This is a genomic window from Actinomadura sp. NPDC000929 (assembly GCF_040492065.1).
Lineage (GTDB): Bacteria > Actinomycetota > Actinomycetes > Streptosporangiales > Streptosporangiaceae > Spirillospora > Spirillospora verrucosospora.
In genome coordinates this window covers 24,553-41,785 of the sequence record NZ_JBEUPA010000026.1, presented here as the reverse complement: position 1 = coordinate 41,785, position 17,233 = coordinate 24,553, and the positions used below count along the sequence as shown (strand labels likewise).

16 protein-coding genes are annotated in these 17,233 nt (G+C 69.0%); 4 read left to right on the top strand and 12 right to left on the bottom strand.

What is annotated here, in order from left to right; translation table 11 throughout:
* Positions 1–173 precede the first annotated feature (173 nt).
* Both ABWI04_RS12780 and ABWI04_RS12775 read right to left on the bottom strand, forming a co-directional pair.
* Positions 174–1,835: a hypothetical protein gene (locus ABWI04_RS12780; RefSeq protein WP_353832503.1), complete on the bottom strand. Its 1,662-nt coding sequence runs from the start codon at positions 1,833–1,835 to the stop codon at positions 174–176.
* A 452-nt stretch (positions 1,836–2,287) separates the two neighbouring features.
* Positions 2,288–2,650 carry a hypothetical protein gene (locus ABWI04_RS12775; protein ID WP_353832502.1) on the bottom strand — a complete coding sequence of 121 codons (363 nt, stop codon included), beginning with the start codon at positions 2,648–2,650 and terminating at the stop codon, positions 2,288–2,290.
* Between the two features lie 349 nt (positions 2,651–2,999).
* Here ABWI04_RS12775 and ABWI04_RS12770 point away from each other — a divergent pair, with 349 nt between their 5' ends.
* Positions 3,000–4,160 (top strand): IS3 family transposase, encoded by a 1,161-nt coding sequence (locus ABWI04_RS12770; protein ID WP_353832527.1) that lies wholly within the window; start codon positions 3,000–3,002, stop codon positions 4,158–4,160.
* 56 nt (positions 4,161–4,216) lie between these two features.
* Here ABWI04_RS12770 and ABWI04_RS12765 read toward each other — a convergent pair whose 3' ends face one another.
* Complete coding sequence (locus ABWI04_RS12765) at positions 4,217–4,735, bottom strand: hypothetical protein (RefSeq protein WP_353832501.1); 519 nt, start codon at positions 4,733–4,735, stop codon at positions 4,217–4,219.
* Positions 4,736–5,316: 581 nt separating this feature from the next.
* Between ABWI04_RS12765 and ABWI04_RS12760 the strand changes: the two genes are divergently transcribed.
* Positions 5,317–5,496, top strand: a complete 180-nt coding sequence (locus tag ABWI04_RS12760; protein WP_353832500.1) for a hypothetical protein — start codon at positions 5,317–5,319, stop codon at positions 5,494–5,496.
* A gap of 297 nt (positions 5,497–5,793) precedes the next feature.
* On the opposite strand, the gene ABWI04_RS12755 is transcribed toward ABWI04_RS12760, so the two are convergent.
* The 5 genes from ABWI04_RS12755 to ABWI04_RS12735 form a co-directional block, all read right to left on the bottom strand.
* A complete protein-coding gene (locus ABWI04_RS12755) occupies positions 5,794–6,273 on the bottom strand; it encodes a PIN domain-containing protein (RefSeq protein WP_353832499.1) in 480 nt (159 codons plus the stop codon).
* Positions 6,270–6,578, bottom strand: coding sequence for a hypothetical protein (locus tag ABWI04_RS12750; RefSeq protein WP_353832498.1), 309 nt, complete (start codon positions 6,576–6,578; stop codon positions 6,270–6,272). Before ABWI04_RS12750 ends, ABWI04_RS12755 begins: the two co-directional genes overlap by 4 nt.
* A gap of 204 nt (positions 6,579–6,782) precedes the next feature.
* A complete protein-coding gene (locus ABWI04_RS12745) occupies positions 6,783–8,237 on the bottom strand; it encodes a tyrosine-type recombinase/integrase (RefSeq protein ID WP_353832497.1) in 1,455 nt (484 codons plus the stop codon).
* A gap of 580 nt (positions 8,238–8,817) precedes the next feature.
* Positions 8,818–9,303 (bottom strand): MerR family transcriptional regulator, encoded by a 486-nt coding sequence (locus tag ABWI04_RS12740; protein WP_353832496.1) that lies wholly within the window; start codon positions 9,301–9,303, stop codon positions 8,818–8,820.
* A gap of 9 nt (positions 9,304–9,312) precedes the next feature.
* Entirely contained in the window at positions 9,313–10,188 is an 876-nt protein-coding gene (locus tag ABWI04_RS12735) for an SDR family NAD(P)-dependent oxidoreductase (RefSeq protein WP_353832495.1), read from the bottom strand.
* Positions 10,189–11,443: 1,255 nt separating this feature from the next.
* On the opposite strand from ABWI04_RS12735, the gene ABWI04_RS12730 reads away from it, so the two are divergent.
* On the top strand, positions 11,444–11,869 hold the full coding sequence (locus ABWI04_RS12730; protein ID WP_353832494.1) for a VOC family protein: 426 nt from the start codon (positions 11,444–11,446) through the stop codon (positions 11,867–11,869).
* Positions 11,870–11,965: 96 nt separating this feature from the next.
* Here ABWI04_RS12730 and alaS read toward each other — a convergent pair whose 3' ends face one another.
* Positions 11,966–14,593 (bottom strand): alanine--tRNA ligase, encoded by a 2,628-nt coding sequence (gene alaS, locus ABWI04_RS12725; RefSeq protein WP_353832493.1) that lies wholly within the window; start codon positions 14,591–14,593, stop codon positions 11,966–11,968.
* Positions 14,594–14,722: 129 nt separating this feature from the next.
* Positions 14,723–15,103, bottom strand: a complete 381-nt coding sequence (locus ABWI04_RS12720; protein ID WP_345180896.1) for a winged helix-turn-helix transcriptional regulator — start codon at positions 15,101–15,103, stop codon at positions 14,723–14,725.
* 123 nt (positions 15,104–15,226) lie between these two features.
* On the opposite strand from ABWI04_RS12720, the gene ABWI04_RS12715 reads away from it, so the two are divergent.
* The gene (locus ABWI04_RS12715; RefSeq protein WP_345180894.1) at positions 15,227–15,805 is read left to right on the top strand and encodes a YceI family protein; all 579 of its coding nucleotides are present in this window, start codon (positions 15,227–15,229) and stop codon (positions 15,803–15,805) included.
* A 26-nt stretch (positions 15,806–15,831) separates the two neighbouring features.
* Here the strand turns inward: ABWI04_RS12715 and ABWI04_RS12710 are convergent, their stop codons facing one another.
* Both ABWI04_RS12710 and ABWI04_RS12705 read right to left on the bottom strand, forming a co-directional pair.
* Positions 15,832–16,515, bottom strand: coding sequence for an HAD family hydrolase (locus tag ABWI04_RS12710; RefSeq protein WP_353832492.1), 684 nt, complete (start codon positions 16,513–16,515; stop codon positions 15,832–15,834).
* Positions 16,516–16,607: 92 nt separating this feature from the next.
* Positions 16,608–17,204 carry a TetR/AcrR family transcriptional regulator gene (locus tag ABWI04_RS12705; protein ID WP_345180890.1) on the bottom strand — a complete coding sequence of 199 codons (597 nt, stop codon included), beginning with the start codon at positions 17,202–17,204 and terminating at the stop codon, positions 16,608–16,610.
* Positions 17,205–17,233 lie beyond the last annotated feature (29 nt).

Genomic DNA, 17,233 nt, shown 5'->3' with positions numbered 1-17,233 from the left:
GATTACAGAAAGTCGCGATATAGCGCCGGAACTGGGGGCAGGATCGTCAGGTAGCTGTCACCTGAAGACCTGCTCGACCACGTCCACGACCTCGGCCGGCCTGCGCGGAAGGAGCGCCCGAACGTGGCCACCCGAGGCGTGCCCGAGCAACGCTTGCACCTGAGCGGGGGCGGTTAGGCGGGGGCGGTTGGGTGGTTGGGCGGTGTGTCCTGGCCGGTGGTGAGGCCGCCCAGCCGGAACAGGCCGGTGGGATCGTCTGCGGTGGTGAGGCCGAAGTGGATGCCCTGGCCGGGTTCGCGGATGGCGATCGCATCGGGCACAGCGTCGAAGAGGACCAGCAGCATGTCGGGGGCCAGGTGGGAGCTGCGCAGTGGGGTGAGGGGCCGGCCGTCCCGGGTTGCGGTGAAGCCGAGTTCGGGCCATGCGGGTAGGCGCGCGGAGTTGAGCAGGGCGGCGGCTGCCGGGGGGCGGGTGCGGGCGGCGCGGGTGGCGGCTTGCCGGAGATAGGGAGCCAGGGGGGCGTCCAGGCCGGTGTGGATTCCGATGTCTGCGGCCCCGGCTTGCAGCGCAGTGATCCAGGCCGTGTCGATGTAGAAAAGGCGCAGGGATTCTGCGGGCAGCAGGTCGGGGCCGGGGACGAGTGCGGGCAGGGGGATGTCGCCCAGGAGGGCGAGTTCGCCGAGCCGGGCGGCGAGTGAGGGGCCGTACTGGTCGGCGAGGTCGGCGAGGATCTTTTGGGCGCGGGCCGCTTCGGGGTCGGCCGGTGTCAGATCGTGGCCTGCGGGTGGTACGGCGGAGGTGACCCCAAGGTCGGCTGCACGGTCCGCGAGCCGCTCGCGGGCTTGGACGATCTGTGCGCAGTAGTCGGGGTGGGCGAGGGCGATGGAGCGGCCCAGGGTCCACGCGGTGGCGTAGCTGACATCGAACAGGCCATGCTCGGCCTCGTAGATGAGGGCGTGATCTGCAGTGGGTTGATCGGCCTGCAGAGGGCAGGGAAAAGCGGGATTGTCGGGAGCGGCCAGTGGGGTGAAGGGGCCGCGGTACCACGCATAGGTGGGCTCACCGGAGAGCGTGGAGAGCCGGACGGAAACATGGCCGCGGTCCCGCATCTCGCGCATGTCCTGGTCGGAGGGCTCCGCGGAGGGGCCGGGGCTGGGGATCAGGGGATTGTCCAGCAGGCGCGGCAGGTCGAAACCACCGTCGGGGTGGCAGATGAACGACCAGGACCGCAGGCTGGCCAGCCTGACCTGCGTGGTGCCGGCGGGCAGGTGGCCCAGGCTGAAGCCTTCCAGGGAGACCAGGTGCACCGCGTAGGAGCCTGCGGTGCGGGGAAAGCGGCCGGCTGTGACCACCGCGTATTCGCCGTCAGTGAGGATCTCGCCGTCGTGGCGCAGGACAGGGGCGGCGATGCCGCGCATGTGCGCGGCGTACCACCTCTCATCCTGGGCAGGGGCCACGGCTGTGAACACCGCGGTGGGCACGTCGATGGTCCGGCACGCCTCACCAGCGGGCACCTGCTTCAGGTCCGGCCCGATCGTGCCCGGTTCGGCCGGATGCAGCAGTTCATCGACGATGCGCGTCGCGGTCACGCCACTGGCGGCCCGATCACCGGGCAACTCGCCCTCCCCGAACACCAGCAGTGCCAGCCACGGCGCCGCGCCCGCTCCCGACCGGGACACGACGCGCTCCCACGGCAGGACACTCCTGTCCAGCGTGATATGCGGGAGGACATGCGCATAGTTGCCCCCGCCCGGAAGCGGATAGACGGCCTGCACAGACGATTCATCAAGAACGAACCGAACCGTGCGCGCCTGCTGAACAGCGTCATCACCCACGTGGTCACGCTCCCTGGACGTCGGTATGGCGACTGATCATCCACCAGCCGCCTGGATGTACCTCCCCACCGCAGAACGCCGCCATGCGCCCGAGAACGGTGAACGCCCAGCGCCATCCAGCCACATAAGAAATAACCCCTTTCCTGCCCCTGTAGGCCCCTGGACCTGGGTCTTTTCCTTGTGGATCTATACCTGTTCGAGTACGTGCACTGGGCCACCGGCACCGCCCGCCTCCTGCCCCGCCTCCTGAAGGGCCGCACCGGCGGCCCGGTGTTCCTCGCCGACCGACGCGCCCCACCAAGAGACGCCGCACCCCCTCTCACCGACCCGCCTCACGGGCCAGTCGCTAATGGCCGTTCCAATCCTCCTCATAGGCCGCCCCTCTGTTCCCGGTGGCCCGGTCGGCCGGAAAGAACGCCAGGCCGGGCCACCGGAACGCATGCCCGGGGGAGCTAGGTGGTCTGGTACTGCAGCAGCCAGCTTGCGGGGGCGTTGTCAACCATGTCGTTGGGGCCCCTCTTCACCCGGCCGATGCTGACCTTCTGAGTCGAGGCGGGCAGCTGGTCGCCCACGCGGTTGCCGCCGGCGGTGAGGTCGTAGGTCTTGACGGTGATCCAGGTGCTGCCGTTGTGGACGGCGACCCGGAGCCGGACGTCCGCCCAGTCGCTGCCGAAGCTGATGTAGCCGTCGCCGGCCCAACCGCTCTGGTTGGCCATCGGGACGGCCAGGACGATCGCGTACTTGTAGTGGATGAGGCCCCCGTTTTCGTTGATCGCGAAGCCGTGGGGGATCTCGCCGGTCTGGAATGCCTGCATCCTGCTCCTTCCGGTCCGGTGCAAGCGCCAACCGGAGCAGGACGCCGAGCACCGGCGGGGGGGTGAACCCTTCGGTCAGCGGCCTGGCCGGGGAGAATCCCCCTCAACCATCCGCCTCACAAAACGTAATCGGGTGGATGCGCAAAGTCAGGTAGATGGCGGTGGACTGACCAGACGCGCCAGCTATCTGTCCCGTTGCGGCAACCGCGCCGGTCTTCCCCGACCGCTCTGTGCCCTCAGCCCGGGGTCGCGCCGTAGTACTCGGGAAAGACCTGATGTTGCCCCCGTTTGACGGGCGCGGATGTTGAGGGAGGTAGGGTTCGGCGATCTTGTGAAGGAGATCGTTTTCGTGCCCAAGCCTTACCCGCCGGAGTTTCGTCGGCGTGCCCTGGATCTGCTGGAGTCGGGACGATCGGTGCGGGACGTGGCCGCGGCGCTGGGCATCGCGGAGTCGTGCTTGCACCGCTGGAAACGGCGGGACCTGATAGAGCGTGGCCTGAAGCCGCTCAGCCCCGCAGAGGCCGAGTCCGCTGCCCTGGCCCAGGCCCGAGCACGGATCGCCGAGCTGGAGAACGAGATCAAGATCCTGCGGAAGGCCGCCGCGGCGGTCGAGCAGGTGGTGCCCCCAAAAGCCCGGTTCGCCCCAATAGCCGAGTTGGCCGTTGAGGGCGTCCCGGTCAAGCAGGCATGTCTTGCGCTCGGAGTGTCCCGATCGGGCTTCTACGACGCCCGCACCCGACCCCCCTCGGCGCGCGCCATCCGTCAAGCGTGGCTGACCGACCAGATCACTGCCATCCACCAAGCATCACGACAGACCTATGGATCGCCCCGAGTGCGCGCCGAGCTCGTCCAGGGCCAGGGCGTGGCCGTCTCGCGCAAGACGGTGGCGGTGCTGATGCAGCGGGCCGGCCTGGCAGGGCTGCCCCTGCGGCGTCGCGCCAAGCGGGTCCCCGCCGCGGCAACGGTCACCGACCTGGTGAAACGCGACTTCCACCGCGATGGCCCCAACCAGTTGTGGGTCACCGACATCACCGAGCACCCCACCCGCGAGGGCAAGCTCTACTGCTGCGTGGTCCTGGACGCCTACTCCCGCCGAGTGGTCGGCTGGGCCATCGATTCACGGCAACGAGCCGACCTGGCCACCTCCGCTCTCGGCATGGCAATCGACTCCCGCGGCACCGCCGGACAGATCCCTGACACGATCATCCATGCAGATCACGGCACCCAGTTCACCTCATGGACCTTCACCGAACGCGCACGCCGAGCCGGACTCCTACCCTCCCTGGGCACCGTCGGCGACCCCTACGACAACGCCGTGGCCGAATCGTTCTGGGCACGCATGCAAACCGAGCTACTCGACCGGCAACGCTGGCGGACCCGCGTCGAGCTCGCCAACGCGATCTTCGAATACATCGAAGGGTTCTACAACCGCCGCCGACGACACTCCGCCCTGGACTACATGAGCCCGATACAGTTCGAAAGCACCCACCCGCTGAACCTGATCTCCTGACCAGCGAGTCCGTGAAACCGGGGCAACATCAAACTGTCCGTGCTACCGGGGGAACCTCACTGGCCGTCAGGTGCCTTCCCTGCCGTGCACAAGCACAGGTGGTCGGAAAACTCAGCGGCTTCGTCGCCGATCTCCTCTTGAGCCGCCAGTTCGAGAAGCGGACCCAGGCTGGCTCGCAACACTGCCTCGTCGCTACGTGGTCCCGGCGTCAGAGACGAGCCTCCCGGCTCGAGGATCCCCAAAGCTCTCTCTGAAGCCGAGTACGGCCTCCAGAACCCCCACGGAGAACTGCTGTAACCGCCTTTGCCCGGTTGGGCAGCCTCTGCGAGCACGACCGGACTCACTCCCGCCAAAGCATCCTGTCCATGTGCCTTGGGCAGCCTGACTTCGTGATCGTGATGGGTCGACACCACGGCGAGCGCCACCTCGACACGGCGCAGCAGTTCCTGCGTGCCGTTGTCAGAGAGACCCCGCCCTACCGCCTCGTGCGCGACCAGGGCGTGTACGGCGTAGTAGCGCGCGTGCGGAGTCACCGTGGTCACGCCTGGGACGAGTCGATCCACCATGTTCAGCACGTGCGACTCAACCGACAAGGGGAATCGCCCTGCCGCCGGCGGAAGCCCTCTTGAGCTCCAAGCCGGCCCCTCCACGAGAATGCTCACCACACCCTGCGTTCGTTAACTATCGATGAGCACAGCCAGCCTCAACTTTATTCTTACCATCACCGCTTGGCACTCACCACCTCAATTGGCCGCCGGTCGCGGTGAACCACAATGAGCATTTTTCAGCAGCCGTTCCGTGTGCTGGTCACAGCATGATCATGGACAGCGTGCGCAGCTTCGGATGTCAAGAATTCCCTGGTAGAACGGTCGATCTCTCCCAACCCCCACGCCCACCAGAGACCTCACATGCTTTTGTACCGTGCTTCCCTGCACCGAGCTGGGTGCCGGATTTGGAGTATTCACCGGCACCGCGTGGCGCTATGCCAACGAGACCGTCGACCTGCTCGCCGCCCGAGCGCCCAGACTCGGCTCCGCCTTGGCCAGAGCAGTCAAAGCCGGGCTGGCCCGCCTGGTGCTGGGCGGCACCCTGATCTCGATCGACCGGGTCGCCGCCGACCGGCCCTACCAAATCGGGAAAGCACCGCCGCCGCGGCATGACCCGCCAGGTCATCGCCGCACCGGACGGGACCGTGCCGTGGGTGTCGGGACCGCTGCGCGACTCGGTCCACGACCTGACAGCGGCCTGGATCTGGGGCGACTTCCGAACACTGACGGCCACCGGGCTGCTCATCTTGGCCGACAAGGCCGACCAGGGCGCCGGCCCGCACTCCTGATCCTCGCCGCGGACAACGCAGGATCAAGAGGCAGTCGTAGCGGGCTTCCGCCTCCTCCGCCACCGCATCCTCCTCGGATAGGGGCCTCACCCTCCACTACCACCAAAAGAGCGACAGAGACGAAAGAGCCCTTAGTCTGCACAGACCTCTGTCGGCAGTCCCGACGATCACGTCGGACTCGGGTTTGCAGTACGGCTGCGCCGCCGTCCTCAGCCTCGCGGAATTGCCGCCGTGCAGCGAGGCGCCACCTCGCCAGGCGTCCGGAGGCTGATTCTCAGCCTCACCGCCAGCCCGCGCTCACGCAGGCCGGCGAATGTCCTTCACGTTCTGCACCCTTACTCCCTTTCGATCACCGGCCAGCCCCGGTAGATGTGTGGAGTCGGCGGTCAAGATCAGCACATCAGGCTGTTGCCCTGCCGCCTCCGCACGGTCGGCGTACATGTGAGCCGTCGCGGCGACCAGAGCGTCAACAACCTCCGTCGAGTCGAACCCAGCGTCCCCGATCAGCTTCCCGGCGGCGCGTGCGAGGTCCTCGGTGACAGGCTCAACGACCGTTCTGGTGCTGGACAGCACATGGTTCAGCTTCGTGTCCCGGTCGGAGCCGCGCAGGATCTCCGTCAGCACGACACTGGACGTGACCAAGCGTGCCTGCTTGCGCAGCGCAGCAGCGAAGAAGATCGCAACGTTGCGGTCGGTGGCCGCCTTATTGATGGCGTCGTTGTCGAGTACCAGGATCCCGCCAAGCCTGGCAGCCCGACGGCCTCGAGCGGCGCTCACTGATCTTGCGCAGACGGCCAGGCTGCGAGGGCGGCCTGGATCTCGTCCTCGCTGAACGGCCCGTGCTGTTCTTCCAGTTCGTCAACGAACTCGGCGAGGGCGTCGAGTTGGAGTTTGGCCGCGATCGCTTCATCAACGTAGGCGGAATCAGACAGGCCCAGCTTGCGGGCTTGTTCACGGATCTCGGCCTTGCGGCCGCGGCGGATGGTGGCCGACAACTTCTCGGTCGCGCTGTGCCCACTCGCGGCCTTGCGGCGCTTCGCGACACGAAGAGGCTGGTTGGCGGCAGTTCGCTTGGCGTCCACGACTCAATCCTACCAATGGTAGGAGCCGACTGTCCCGGCGAGAGGGGCAGAACTCACGTACAAGCTAGTGGGCTTGGCCTGACCCATTTCCTCGCTGCGGGACGACAAGACAGGCTCGCGGCCTCACTCGCGAGATCCTCGGCCTCCGAGTACGTGGACGCCATCATGTCAACTCCTCCGCTCCCGGATCCATCCTGAGGCGCGCTACACGGAGCGCAGGTTTGGTCTTGTTTCGGTGTGCTGGGCGATCAACTGGTCGGCTAGTACGGCCTGTAGTTGGGTGATCTTTGCTTGGGCTTCGGCGAGTTGGGCTTCGAGGTCTGCGGGTGCGTCCTGGCTGGCCTGGGTTGCGCGGATCTTGGCTAGGGCCTCCAAGGCGGTTTCGTCGGCGGTGGGGAGGGTGTGGAGGTAGCGCTCGGTTGTGGAGATCTTGCGGTGGCCGAGGCGTTCTTTGACGACCTGGAGGTCGGCACCGCCGGCCAGGAGCCAGGAGGCGTGGGCGTGGCGGAGGTCATGGATGCGGGGTGACCATCCGAGGTCGGCGGCGGCTCGGGTCGGGTGCCAGCAGCGGGTGCGGAACCAGTTCGCGGAGATGTGGGGGTCGTCGTCGATGACGCGGGGCTTGCGGGGGTTGTCCTTGCCCTGGGCGCGGCGCTCGGCCCGGTAGGCGGCGTAGGCAGCTCGGCAGTGGTGGCATTTGCACTTGCCGAGGCTGTAGGCGGTGGTCGTTCCGTGGGTGTAGGTGCGGCCGTTCGGGGCTTCGAAGGTGAGGGCGTCGGGGTCTAGGAGTTCGAGGTTGGGCGGCTCGGCTCGGTGGCGGCTGAAGAAGAGGTCGTCGGGGACGAGGTTGTTGGCCTCTACGTGGGCCTTGAGCTTGGCGACGATCTGGGGGCTGATTTTGAAGCGGCGCCAGCGCTTGCCCTTGGGGTAGTCCTTCACCAGGAAGCGGCGGCCTTCGGGGTGGAACTTGGGGACGAGTTCGACCACGGAGCGGCTGACGGTGAGGATGCCGGTGGCGAAGTCGAGGTCCTTGACGCGGAGTTCGGTCAGCTCGCCCCAGCGGAGGCCGCTTTCTATGTCCGTCTCGACGAGGAGTTGGGCGGTCGCGTCCGGAAGGGCCTCGTAGATGCGGGCGAACTGGTCGGCTGTGATGATCTGGCGCGGCTTTTCGGGGACGGGGTCGGTCTTCACGCCGCGGCTTGGGTGGTAGACGAGGACGCCGTCGTTGACGGCGGTGGTGAAGATGGCGTTGAGGATCGCCGTCTTGCAGTACTTGATGCGGTAGGCGGAGGCGCCCTGTTTCTTGAGGTGCGTGATCCACTCGCGGACGGTCTCTGAGGTGATGTCCTGCAGCTTCATGTCCGCGAAGTACGGCATGACGTGTGATGCGAGGGCGTAGGCGTAGTCCTGGCGGGTCGATGCCTCGATGCGGTGGTTCGGAAACCAGCGTTCCTCTACGTAGGTGCGGAAGGTCTGGCGGGCTCGGCGGGGGTCGCCCGCTTTGCCCTCGGCGATGCGGGACTCGGCTCGTTGCCAGGCGCGGTCGGCCTCCTTGCGGGTGCCGAAGGTGCCGGCCGTCTGGCGGACACCCCGAGCGTCGTCATAAAGCGCTTGGTATCGGGTGCCCTCGGGCCCCTTGCGCTTGCGTGTGAAACCCATGATCCCCCGAAGATCATTTGTCACTCATTTGTCACTGGATCATGGAAATCCGAGCGACATCGGCGAGCACAGGATGGCATACGAAACAGCCTCTGACCTGCAGTTTAGTGGGTCGGGGGCGATCTCCGAGAGGTGTTCAACTGCCGCTTCCAAACTGGCTACGCGGGTTCGATTCCCGTCGCCCGCTCTCTCATTTCTCCAGGTCAGAGCCCTATGAGGCGATCTTGATCGCCCTTCCGAAGATCATTTGTCACTGGGATCTGGCACGTCTGAGCGCGATCTTGGTTCAACTGTGAACCTTCGCGATCACGCTCTGACCGTCCCTGACGGAGATCAGCACGGTGACGGATCTTGCGTCCTCGACGTGGAAGGTCCGGCTCCCGGACGTGTCTCCAACCCCCCCGGCGTAGCTGGGCCTTCGGTACGTCCGGGCCGATCATCTGCCGGGTCCGTGAGTGGGGGCCGTCGGCGTCGATTGACGTCCGGGTCGAGCCGATGCCTCCGCCCCAAGTGATGAGGACGAGGTGACCGTGCTGACTGGGCGCGGTGGTCCCGTTCGGCGTGGTTCGGTGCCGACGGGTCAGGTCTTCTCCGTTGACGTGGGGCTGGTGTGGCCGCCGTAGGTGGCGATTTTGAATTCGGTTGCCGCCAGCGACAGGGTCAGCTCCTTGAGCTGGCGGCGGATCGTGTCGCGGTGTTCGAGTAGCAGGTCAAGGCGCTCGGGGACGGTGTCGTCGCCCTCGTCTGCCAGCCGCATGTAGTGCTGGAGGTCGCGCATGGCCATCCCGGACAGGCGCATGCGGGTCAGGAACACCAGTCTCCGGACCGCCGCCGCGTCGTAGCTGCGGTGGCCGCTGGCGTCGCGGGCCACCTCGACCAGCCCGATCCGCTCGTAGTAGCGCAGCGTGTGCGGCGACATGTCGAGCAGGTCGGCGACCTCCGTGATGGTCATGGGGTCGGTGGCGGCGCCGACGTCGACGAGGCGGTGGATCACCTCGACCGACATCGGGCCGTCGACCTCGTCGAGGGCGGCGAGCGCCCTCGACATCAGATCGTCCGTGGCCATGGCCACACTCTAGATCGGCCGGGCGGATGCGGCGGCGCCGGGGAAGTCGGCGGCACGCGCGGTAGGGGCCCAGCGTTCGAGCTCCTCCAGGTTCTGCCGGTAGGACCTTCCGATGCGCTCGACCGCCTCACGCCCGAGCGGAAGGCGCAGCGGCAACTCGTCACCGGCGACCAGGTCCACGATGATCTCCGCCGCCCGTACCGGATCGCCCTCCTGAACCCCGTCGGCGCCCGCCATGTCGTTGCGGACGGCCCCCAGGAGCCCGGTGTACGCGGCGCTGGCGTCGGCGACCCCGAGCACGTCGGGCGCGTTGAACGAGGTGCGGAACCGGCTCGGCTCGACGATCATCACCCGGACCCCGAACGGCGCGACCTCTCCGGCCAGCGCCTCCGACCAGCCTTCGAGCGCGAACTTGCCGGCCGAGTACGCGCCGACGCCAGGGAAGGAGATGCGCCCGCCCTGGCTGCTCATCTGCACGATCGTGCCCGACCCCTGCTCGCGGAAGTGCGGCAGGACGGCCCGCACGAGCGCCGCCGGCCCCAGAAGGTGCAGTTCCAAAGACGCGCGGAGCTCCTCGTCGCCGACCTCCTCGGCCGCGCCGACGACCCCGCGGCCGGCGTTGTTCACCAGCACGTCCACCCGCCCGAACCGGTCGACCGCCGCCCGTACGACGTCCCCGGCGCGCCCGGTGTCACGCACGTCGAGCTCGGCGACCAGCACCTGGTCGCGGTGGGCGTCCGCGAGGTCGGCCACCGACCCGGGCCGCCGCACGGCCAGCACCACGTTGTCGCCCCGCCCGATCGCGCACTCGGCGATGGCACGGCCGAAGCCCGCCGACGCGCCGGTGATGATCCATGTCCGCTGAGTGCCTGGTTGAGATGTCATGCCGGTGACGCTAGGAGTTCGAGCGCGCTCGAACGCAAGCACGGCGTCCGCGTCCCGTTCTGCGCACCGTCGGGATGTTCGCTCGGTGGCGGTGCATCGTGCGAGGTCGGAGCCGTGCTGGTGCGGGGCTCAGCCGCCTAGGGGGCAACGTCGCGAGCCTTTGCGCTGCACGCTGTTGCGGCTCGACTGCGCGCTGAAAGTCAGTCGACCGGATCCCAAGGCGCTGATGCGAGGGCTGCGGTCGGTAGCCGTAGTCACCTCGTTGGGGCAACCGGAGGGGGAACAATGCGTCTGACTGTCGAGACCGCGGCTCGCGCCATGAGGCGAGATCCGCCACGACGGTTGGAGCCACGATGACCGCACCTAAGAAGCGCATTCCTGGACAGACCAACGCCGAGTATGAACGACGCCAGGATCCCAACGCGAAATTCATCGGAGCGCAGTCGCTGCAGGGTGGCGGAGACCCTTCTTTTTCGATCAGGGCCTCTCAGGCTTTCCTCGCTTGGCTTGACCGTCGCAGGGGCCGCAAGTCCCGTTAGGTGCGCTGCGGCCCGCAGCTCCGGCCTCATGCCGACAAAGGCGGGGGCGGGGGCGGAGCGGGGGTCGTCACCTACGCCTCGTACCTCGGCTGCGGGGGCGGCGGACCGGGCCGACCGCGCATCGCCGCTGCCTCTTGGCTGGGGAGGTCGGGACATTTCGGCTCATGCATGCGGCGAGGCGAAACAGGGATCGTGACAAGAGCTGCGGGCGAAGACGCGCATCTTGCTCAGTGAGTTGAAGACGGCCAAGTCGCGACGACGCGCTCGTGCTCACAACGCAGATCATGGGCCTTCGTTTCCCCGAAGTACGGCGTGACATGGGCGGCGAGCGCGTAGGCGTTGTCCGGGCGCCTGCCTTGCCTTCGGCGATGCGGGTCTCGGCTCGGGCGGAATGAACTCGAATCTTTTCCCCGGCTCGTCGAAGAAGGCGATCACCGGAAATTCGTAAGTGGTCTTCGCTCCCCGCCTTTCGACGTGGCGGACCACTATGGCCGAGTGTGTATCCCTGTGCGCCGGAGGCGTCTCCTTTTCATGAAGTTGTAGATCAGGGCGGGAAGGATCAACAGATAGATGATGATCACGATTTCCATGTTTCCATTGAACGCCGTCCGCGCATCGCTGTCCCGCCGGTCGTGTAGGCGATGCGACGCGAACGGCGCCGCAAGGCATGGGGGACCATCGGTTCATAATTCGGGACGGGGTGTACCGTTATGGGCATGGCCACGGAGACGCAAGCATGGCCGGACGGGCTTGGGGTGGTCCAGGTTCGGATTGCGCGGCCTACAGACAGGCTGGACGAGGTGGTCACGTTTTATAGGGACCACTTGGGCCTGCCCGAGCTCTCCCGGTTCACCGGCCACGCCGGTTATGACGGCGTGATGCTCGGTCTGCCCGGCACCGACTACCACCTGGAGTTCACCTCGCACGCCGACGGGAGCCCGTGCCCGGCGCCCACCGGCGACAATCTGCTCGTGCTGTACTTCGCGGGCGAGGTGCAGATGCGCGATGTGGTCGAACGGCTCGCGGCGGCCGGGCACGAACCGGTGCCGGCGGAGAACCCCTATTGGACCGAGAACGGCGCTCTGACTTACGCGGACCCGGACGGCTGGCGCGTCGTCCTGGTGCCCAAGCCCGTCTTCTGACGGCTGGACGTGCCCGCGATTCGCGCATCGACAGCGCCGTGCCGGCCGCCACCGTTGGACGCGGCGCCCGCACTGGGTGTGCGGACGCCGCGGGGGTCACGTCTGGGTCGCCAGAAGGGTGCGGGCCTCCGTTGCCGCGGTGGTGATCGCCTTGGGGAGGTTCTCGGGACGGCGGCCGCCCGCGTTCGCCAGCGGGCCCTTGCCGCCCGCGCCGCCGCCGACCTCGCGGGCCGCTCGGGTCAGCAGGTCGCGCGCCTGGACTCCGGTGGACGCCCCGGCCGCCGCGACGAGGACCGCCTTGCCGTCCGACTCGGTGCCGAGGACGACGAGGCCGCGCTGGTCGCGGCGGGTGAGGACGCCGGTCGCGATGGTGCGCAGGTCCGCGCCGGTCAGGCCGGGGACGGTGTGCGCCACCAGCCAGCCGCCGGGGACGGGCTCGGCGAGGGACGCCAGGCGGTCGGTGTGCCGGTCGAGTTCGGCGCGGTGCAGCTCCTCCAGGCGGCGCTGGGTCTCCGCGAGTGTTTCCAGGCGTTGCCGGAGGCGGTCCGGGGCTTGGTCGGGACGGACGTTCAGCAGCGCCGCGAGCTCCTTCAGCAGCAGCGCGGTGCGGTCGTGGTGGCGGAGGGCGTCGGCGCCGGTGAGGGCCTCGATGCGGCGTAGGCCCGTGCCGATGGAGGACTCGCCGACGATGTGGACGGGGCCCGCCTGCGAGCCGTGGCCGACGTGGGTGCCGCCGCAGAGTTCGCGGGAGGCGTCCCCGATGTCCACGATGCGGACGTCGTCGCCATACCGCTCGCCGAACAGGGCGATCGCGCCCGCGCGCTCCGCCTCCGCCCGGGTCGCCTCCCAGACGCGCACCTCGGGGTCGTCCAGGAGGTAGTCGTTGACGAGGGTCTGGACGCGGTCCGTGTCGACGGGGGAGAAGTGCGCGAAGTCGAAGCGCAGGCGTCCGGGCTCCACGCGGGAGCCCTGCTGCGCCGCGTGGTCGCCGAGGGTGCGGCGCAGCATCGCGTGCAGGACGTGGGTCGCGCTGTGCGAGCGGGCGGTGGCCGCGCGGCGGTCCGCGTCCACGATCGCTTCGGCGTCGTCGCCGGGACGGATTTCGCCGTCCACGATGCGGACGGTGTGGACGTGCAGACCGTCCAGTCCCGGGCGGGTGTCGACGACCTCCAGGGTCGCGCCGGACGTGCGGATCGTGCCCGTGTCGCCGACCTGGCCGCCCGACTCCGCGTAGAACGGGCTGCGGGTCAGGATCACCTCCAGCTCGTCGCCCCTGGTCGCGGTGGGCACCTCGCCGTCCGGGCCGAGGAGGGCGCCGATCTGTGTTTCCGCTGTTTCGGACGTGTGGCCGACGAAGTCGGTGAGGCCGTGCGCCGCGGCGACGCGGCGGTAGAGGTCCTGCCGCGCGACCGCGCCGCCCTTGCGGCCCTGCCCGGCGCGGTGGGCCTGGCGGCGCTGCTCGTCGAGGAGCTCGGCGAACGCGTCCTCGTCGACCGTGAGGCCGGCCGAGCGCGCCGCGTCGACCGTGAGGTCGATCGGGAAGCCGTAGGTGTCGTGCAGTTCGAAGGCCGTCCGTCCGGAGATGGCGGTGGTGGCGCGGCCGATCGCCGCGTCGAGGAGCTGGGAGCCCTGGCGCAGCGTCCGCTCGAACGCCTCCTCTTCGGCCCGGACGACCTGCTCGATGAGCTCGGAGCGCCGGGAGAGCTCCGGCCAGGCGTCGCCGAGGTTGCCGACGACGCTGGAGGTCAGCGCGGGCAGGGCGGGGCCGTCGATGCCGAGCCTGCGCGCGTGCCGGATCGCGCGGCGCATCAGGCGGCGCAGGACGTAGCCGCGGCCGTCGCGGGCGGGCATGACGCCGTCCGCGATGAGGAACGCGACCGAGCGGGAGTGTTCCGCGACGACTCGGAAGGACATGGAGTCCTCGCCGTCGCGGCCCGGGTAGGCGCGGCCCGCCATGTCCTGGACGAGCCGGAACGTCGGCGCAAGCAGATCCGTCTCGCAGACGGTGTCCACGTCTTGCAGCACCGCCGCGAGCCGGTCGAGACCGAGCCCCGTGTCGATGTTCCGTGCAGGGAGCTCGCCGAGAATCGGGTAATCGTCTTTGCCGGAGCCCTCGCCACGGAGGTTCTGCATGAAGACGAGGTTCCAGAGCTCCTGGTACCGCTCGCCGTCCACCGCGGGTCCGCCTTCGCGGCCGAAGGACGGCCCCCTGTCGTAGTGCAGTTCGGAGGACGGCCCGCAGGGGCCGGGGATGCCCATCGACCAGTAGTTGTCCTCCATGCCGAGCCGCTGGATCCGCTCGGAGGGGACACCCACGCGCCGCCAGAGCCGGACGGCTTCGTCGTCGTCCAGGTACACGGTGACCCAGAGGCGTCGCGGGTCGAGGTTGTAGTGGCGGGTGAGCAGTTCCCACGCCCAGGCGATCGCCTCCGCCTTGAAGTAGTCGCCGAAGGAGAAGTTGCCGAGCATCTCGAAGAACGTCGCGTGCCGCGTGGTGCGGCCCACGTTCTCGATGTCGGACGTGCGCGCGCACTTCTGCACGGACACGGCGCGCGGGTGCTCGGGCGTGGTCTCGTCGAGGAAGTACGGCTTGAACTGGTTCATGCCCGCGTTCGCCAGCAGCAGCGTGGGATCGGACGGGATCAGCGGGCTGGACGGCACGACGCGGTGGTCGCGCTCCTGGAAGAAGCCCAGGAAGGTCGAACGGATGTCAGTCGAGCGCATGGGACGGCCTCACGAGGTCGATGGGATGACGGCGCACACCGCCGAGCCGGGCCGGGCACGTCTGCACGTTCCCCAGCTCGGCGCGGCTAGCTCGCCGTCCCACCTCGTGAATGACCATCGCCATCCACGTTACCGCCGGGCGTCCTCCGCCTGCACGTCCATTTGGCGGGCGTCGTACTCGGCGCGGGCGGCGTCGATCTGGCCGAGGTGGTCCTCGGCCCAGGCGACGAAGGTGCCGGCCGCGTCCATCAGCGTCGCGCCCAGCGGGGTGAGCGAGTACTCCACGCGGGGCGGGACCACGGGGTAGACGGTCCGGGTGACGATGCCGTCGCGCTCCAGGCCGCGCAGCGTGACGGTGAGCATCCGCTGGCTGATGCCGTCGATCTCGCGCCGCAGCTCGGTGAACCGCTTGGTGTGCTCGCCGAGCACCGCGATGACCTGCAGCGACCACTTGTCGCCGATGCGGTCGAGGATCTCGCGGGCGCGGCAGCCGACGGCGGTGTGCTCCATTGGTTCCCTCCAGGTGACCGGGGCAGAAAAAAGTGCCTTCTTGTGCCGGATAACGGGTTGTCCGCACCATGGAAGCGGTTCCCGAAAGGAACTGCCTTACCTTCCATAACCGTAGGAGACACCATGACGGCCCAGCTTGTCGAGATCCCCGGCTACGTCGCCGGGACCTGGACCATCGACCCCCTGCACTCCGGGGTCGGCTTCACCGTCCGGCACCTGATGGTCAGCCGGGTCCGCGGCCGTTTCGGGACGTTCGAGGGGACGATCGTGACCGGCGCCGACCCCCTCGACTCGTCGGTGACCGCGACGATCGACCTGGCGTCGGTCGACACCGGCAACGCGCAGCGCGACGAGCACGTCAGGTCGGCCGACTTCCTGGACGTCGCCGAGCACCCCGCCATGACCTACCGCTCGACCGGCGTGCGCCGCGACGGCGAGGACTTCGTGCTGGACGGCGAGCTGTCGCTGCGCGGCGTCACCCGGCAGGTCCCGCTCCGGCTGGAGATCGGCGGCTTCGGTCCCGACCCGTTCCGGCAGGACGACCCGTCCAAGGGCGCCCGCTCCGGGTTCACCGCGACGGGCGAGCTCAGCCGCCTGGAGTTCGGCGTGGGCGAGGCGACGACCCTGGCGGGCGGCGGGCTCGCGCTGAGCGACAAGATCCAGATCGTCCTGGAGATCGAGGCGGTCCTGCAGGACGGCTGACCCGGCTCCGCGGAGACGACGCCGCATCAGCCCCGGAGCAGGGACGGGAGCGCGTCCAGCGTCGTGATGCGCGCGACGTCCAGGGGGCCGGGGGACGGGCCGCCGGACCGGTCGAGCCACACGCCGGTGAGGCCCGCGGCGGCGGCGCCCTGCGCGTCGACGACGAGCCGGTCCCCGACGTAGGCGGCCGCGTGCGGTTCGGCGCCGAGGGCCGCGCAGGCCGTCAGGAAGATCCCGGCGGCGGGCTTGGCGGCGCCCGCCTCGCTGGAGGCGACGACGACCGGGAGCCGGGCGGCGAACCCGATCCGCTCGACCTTCAGGCGCTGCTGGGCGGCGTCCCCGTTGGTGATCACCCCGAGCCGCAGGCCGCGCGCCGCGAGGGCGTCGAGCGCCGGCCCGGCGTCCGGGAACGGGCGCCAGGCCGCCTGGTAGCGGGCCACGTACCCGGTGAGCCACGCGTCGGCGCGGGCGTCGTCCCAGTCGCCGAGGCCGAGCTCCCGGGCGAGGGTGACGATCCGGAGGCGGCGCTGCTCGGCGAAGCTCAGCTCGCCCGCCAGGTACCGGTCGACCGCCTGGTCGGTGAGCTCCGCCCAGCGCGCGGCGAGGGGCGCCGGGTCCTCGTCCGGGAACATCCCGACGACGGCCCGGCGCGCGGCGTCCTCGTGGTCGAGGAGCGTCCCGTCCAGGTCGAACAGCACCGCCGTGATCATGAGAGGAAGCCGAGGAGCGCGGCGGTCGGCTCGGCCTGGACCTGACGCGGCGTCCAGTTCTGCAAGGAAGCTCCCAATGTCGTCGAACCCGCTCAGCCGAACCCGTGTGATTGGGCGAGTACCCGCGCCGCCTCCATGACCGACGCGCGGCGGCGCGCGAAGGTGGCGGCGTCGTCCTCCTCGTCCAGGATCACCCGGCGCAACTGCGGGACGGCGAAGTTCCACGCGATGAGGCCGAACACGGTGAACATCAGGTCCTGGACGGCCCGCGTGCGGTCCGGGTCCGCGGGTCCGCCGCCGCCGTGCTCCGTGAAGCGCGCGGCCTTGCGCCGGAACTCCTCGCGGCGCTCCGCCTCGCCCTGCACCTGGCCCGAGGTCTCCAGAGCCTCCCACAGAAGCAGCCTGACCAGCTCCGGGTGCTCCCTGTACCAGTCGAACAGCCGGCCCACGGAGTCCGCCAGGCCGTCCGGATCGATGTCGGACGCGTTGCCGATCTCCGCCATCTTCGCGCGCACCACGGCGCCGAACAGCTTCTCCTTGCCGCCGAAGTACAGGTAGATGGCCTGCTTGTTGGCCCGTGCCTCGGTGGCGATGCGATCGATCCGGGCGCCCGCGAGCCCGCGCGCGGCGAACTCGGCGGTGGCGGCCTGGAAGATCCGCCGGCGGGTCGCCTCCGCGTCGTAGCCCATACGCGGATTAAACCACCCGGTTGACTTCG

Coding starts and splice junctions, on each gene's coding strand:
- ABWI04_RS12775 (WP_353832502.1), bottom strand. CDS start 2,650: ATGCAGGCATTCCAGACCGGCGAGATCCCCCACGGCTTCGCGATCAAC.
- ABWI04_RS12760 (WP_353832500.1), top strand. CDS start 5,317: ATGACCCGCCAGGTCATCGCCGCACCGGACGGGACCGTGCCGTGGGTG.
- ABWI04_RS12745 (WP_353832497.1), bottom strand. CDS start 8,237: ATGGGTTTCACACGCAAGCGCAAGGGGCCCGAGGGCACCCGATACCAA.
- ABWI04_RS12740 (WP_353832496.1), bottom strand. CDS start 9,303: ATGGCCACGGACGATCTGATGTCGAGGGCGCTCGCCGCCCTCGACGAG.
- ABWI04_RS12735 (WP_353832495.1), bottom strand. CDS start 10,188: ATGACATCTCAACCAGGCACTCAGCGGACATGGATCATCACCGGCGCG.
- ABWI04_RS12730 (WP_353832494.1), top strand. CDS start 11,444: ATGGCCACGGAGACGCAAGCATGGCCGGACGGGCTTGGGGTGGTCCAG.
- alaS (WP_353832493.1), bottom strand. CDS start 14,593: ATGCGCTCGACTGACATCCGTTCGACCTTCCTGGGCTTCTTCCAGGAG.
- ABWI04_RS12720 (WP_345180896.1), bottom strand. CDS start 15,103: ATGGAGCACACCGCCGTCGGCTGCCGCGCCCGCGAGATCCTCGACCGC.
- ABWI04_RS12715 (WP_345180894.1), top strand. CDS start 15,227: ATGACGGCCCAGCTTGTCGAGATCCCCGGCTACGTCGCCGGGACCTGG.
- ABWI04_RS12710 (WP_353832492.1), bottom strand. CDS start 16,515: ATGATCACGGCGGTGCTGTTCGACCTGGACGGGACGCTCCTCGACCAC.
- ABWI04_RS12705 (WP_345180890.1), bottom strand. CDS start 17,204: ATGGGCTACGACGCGGAGGCGACCCGCCGGCGGATCTTCCAGGCCGCC.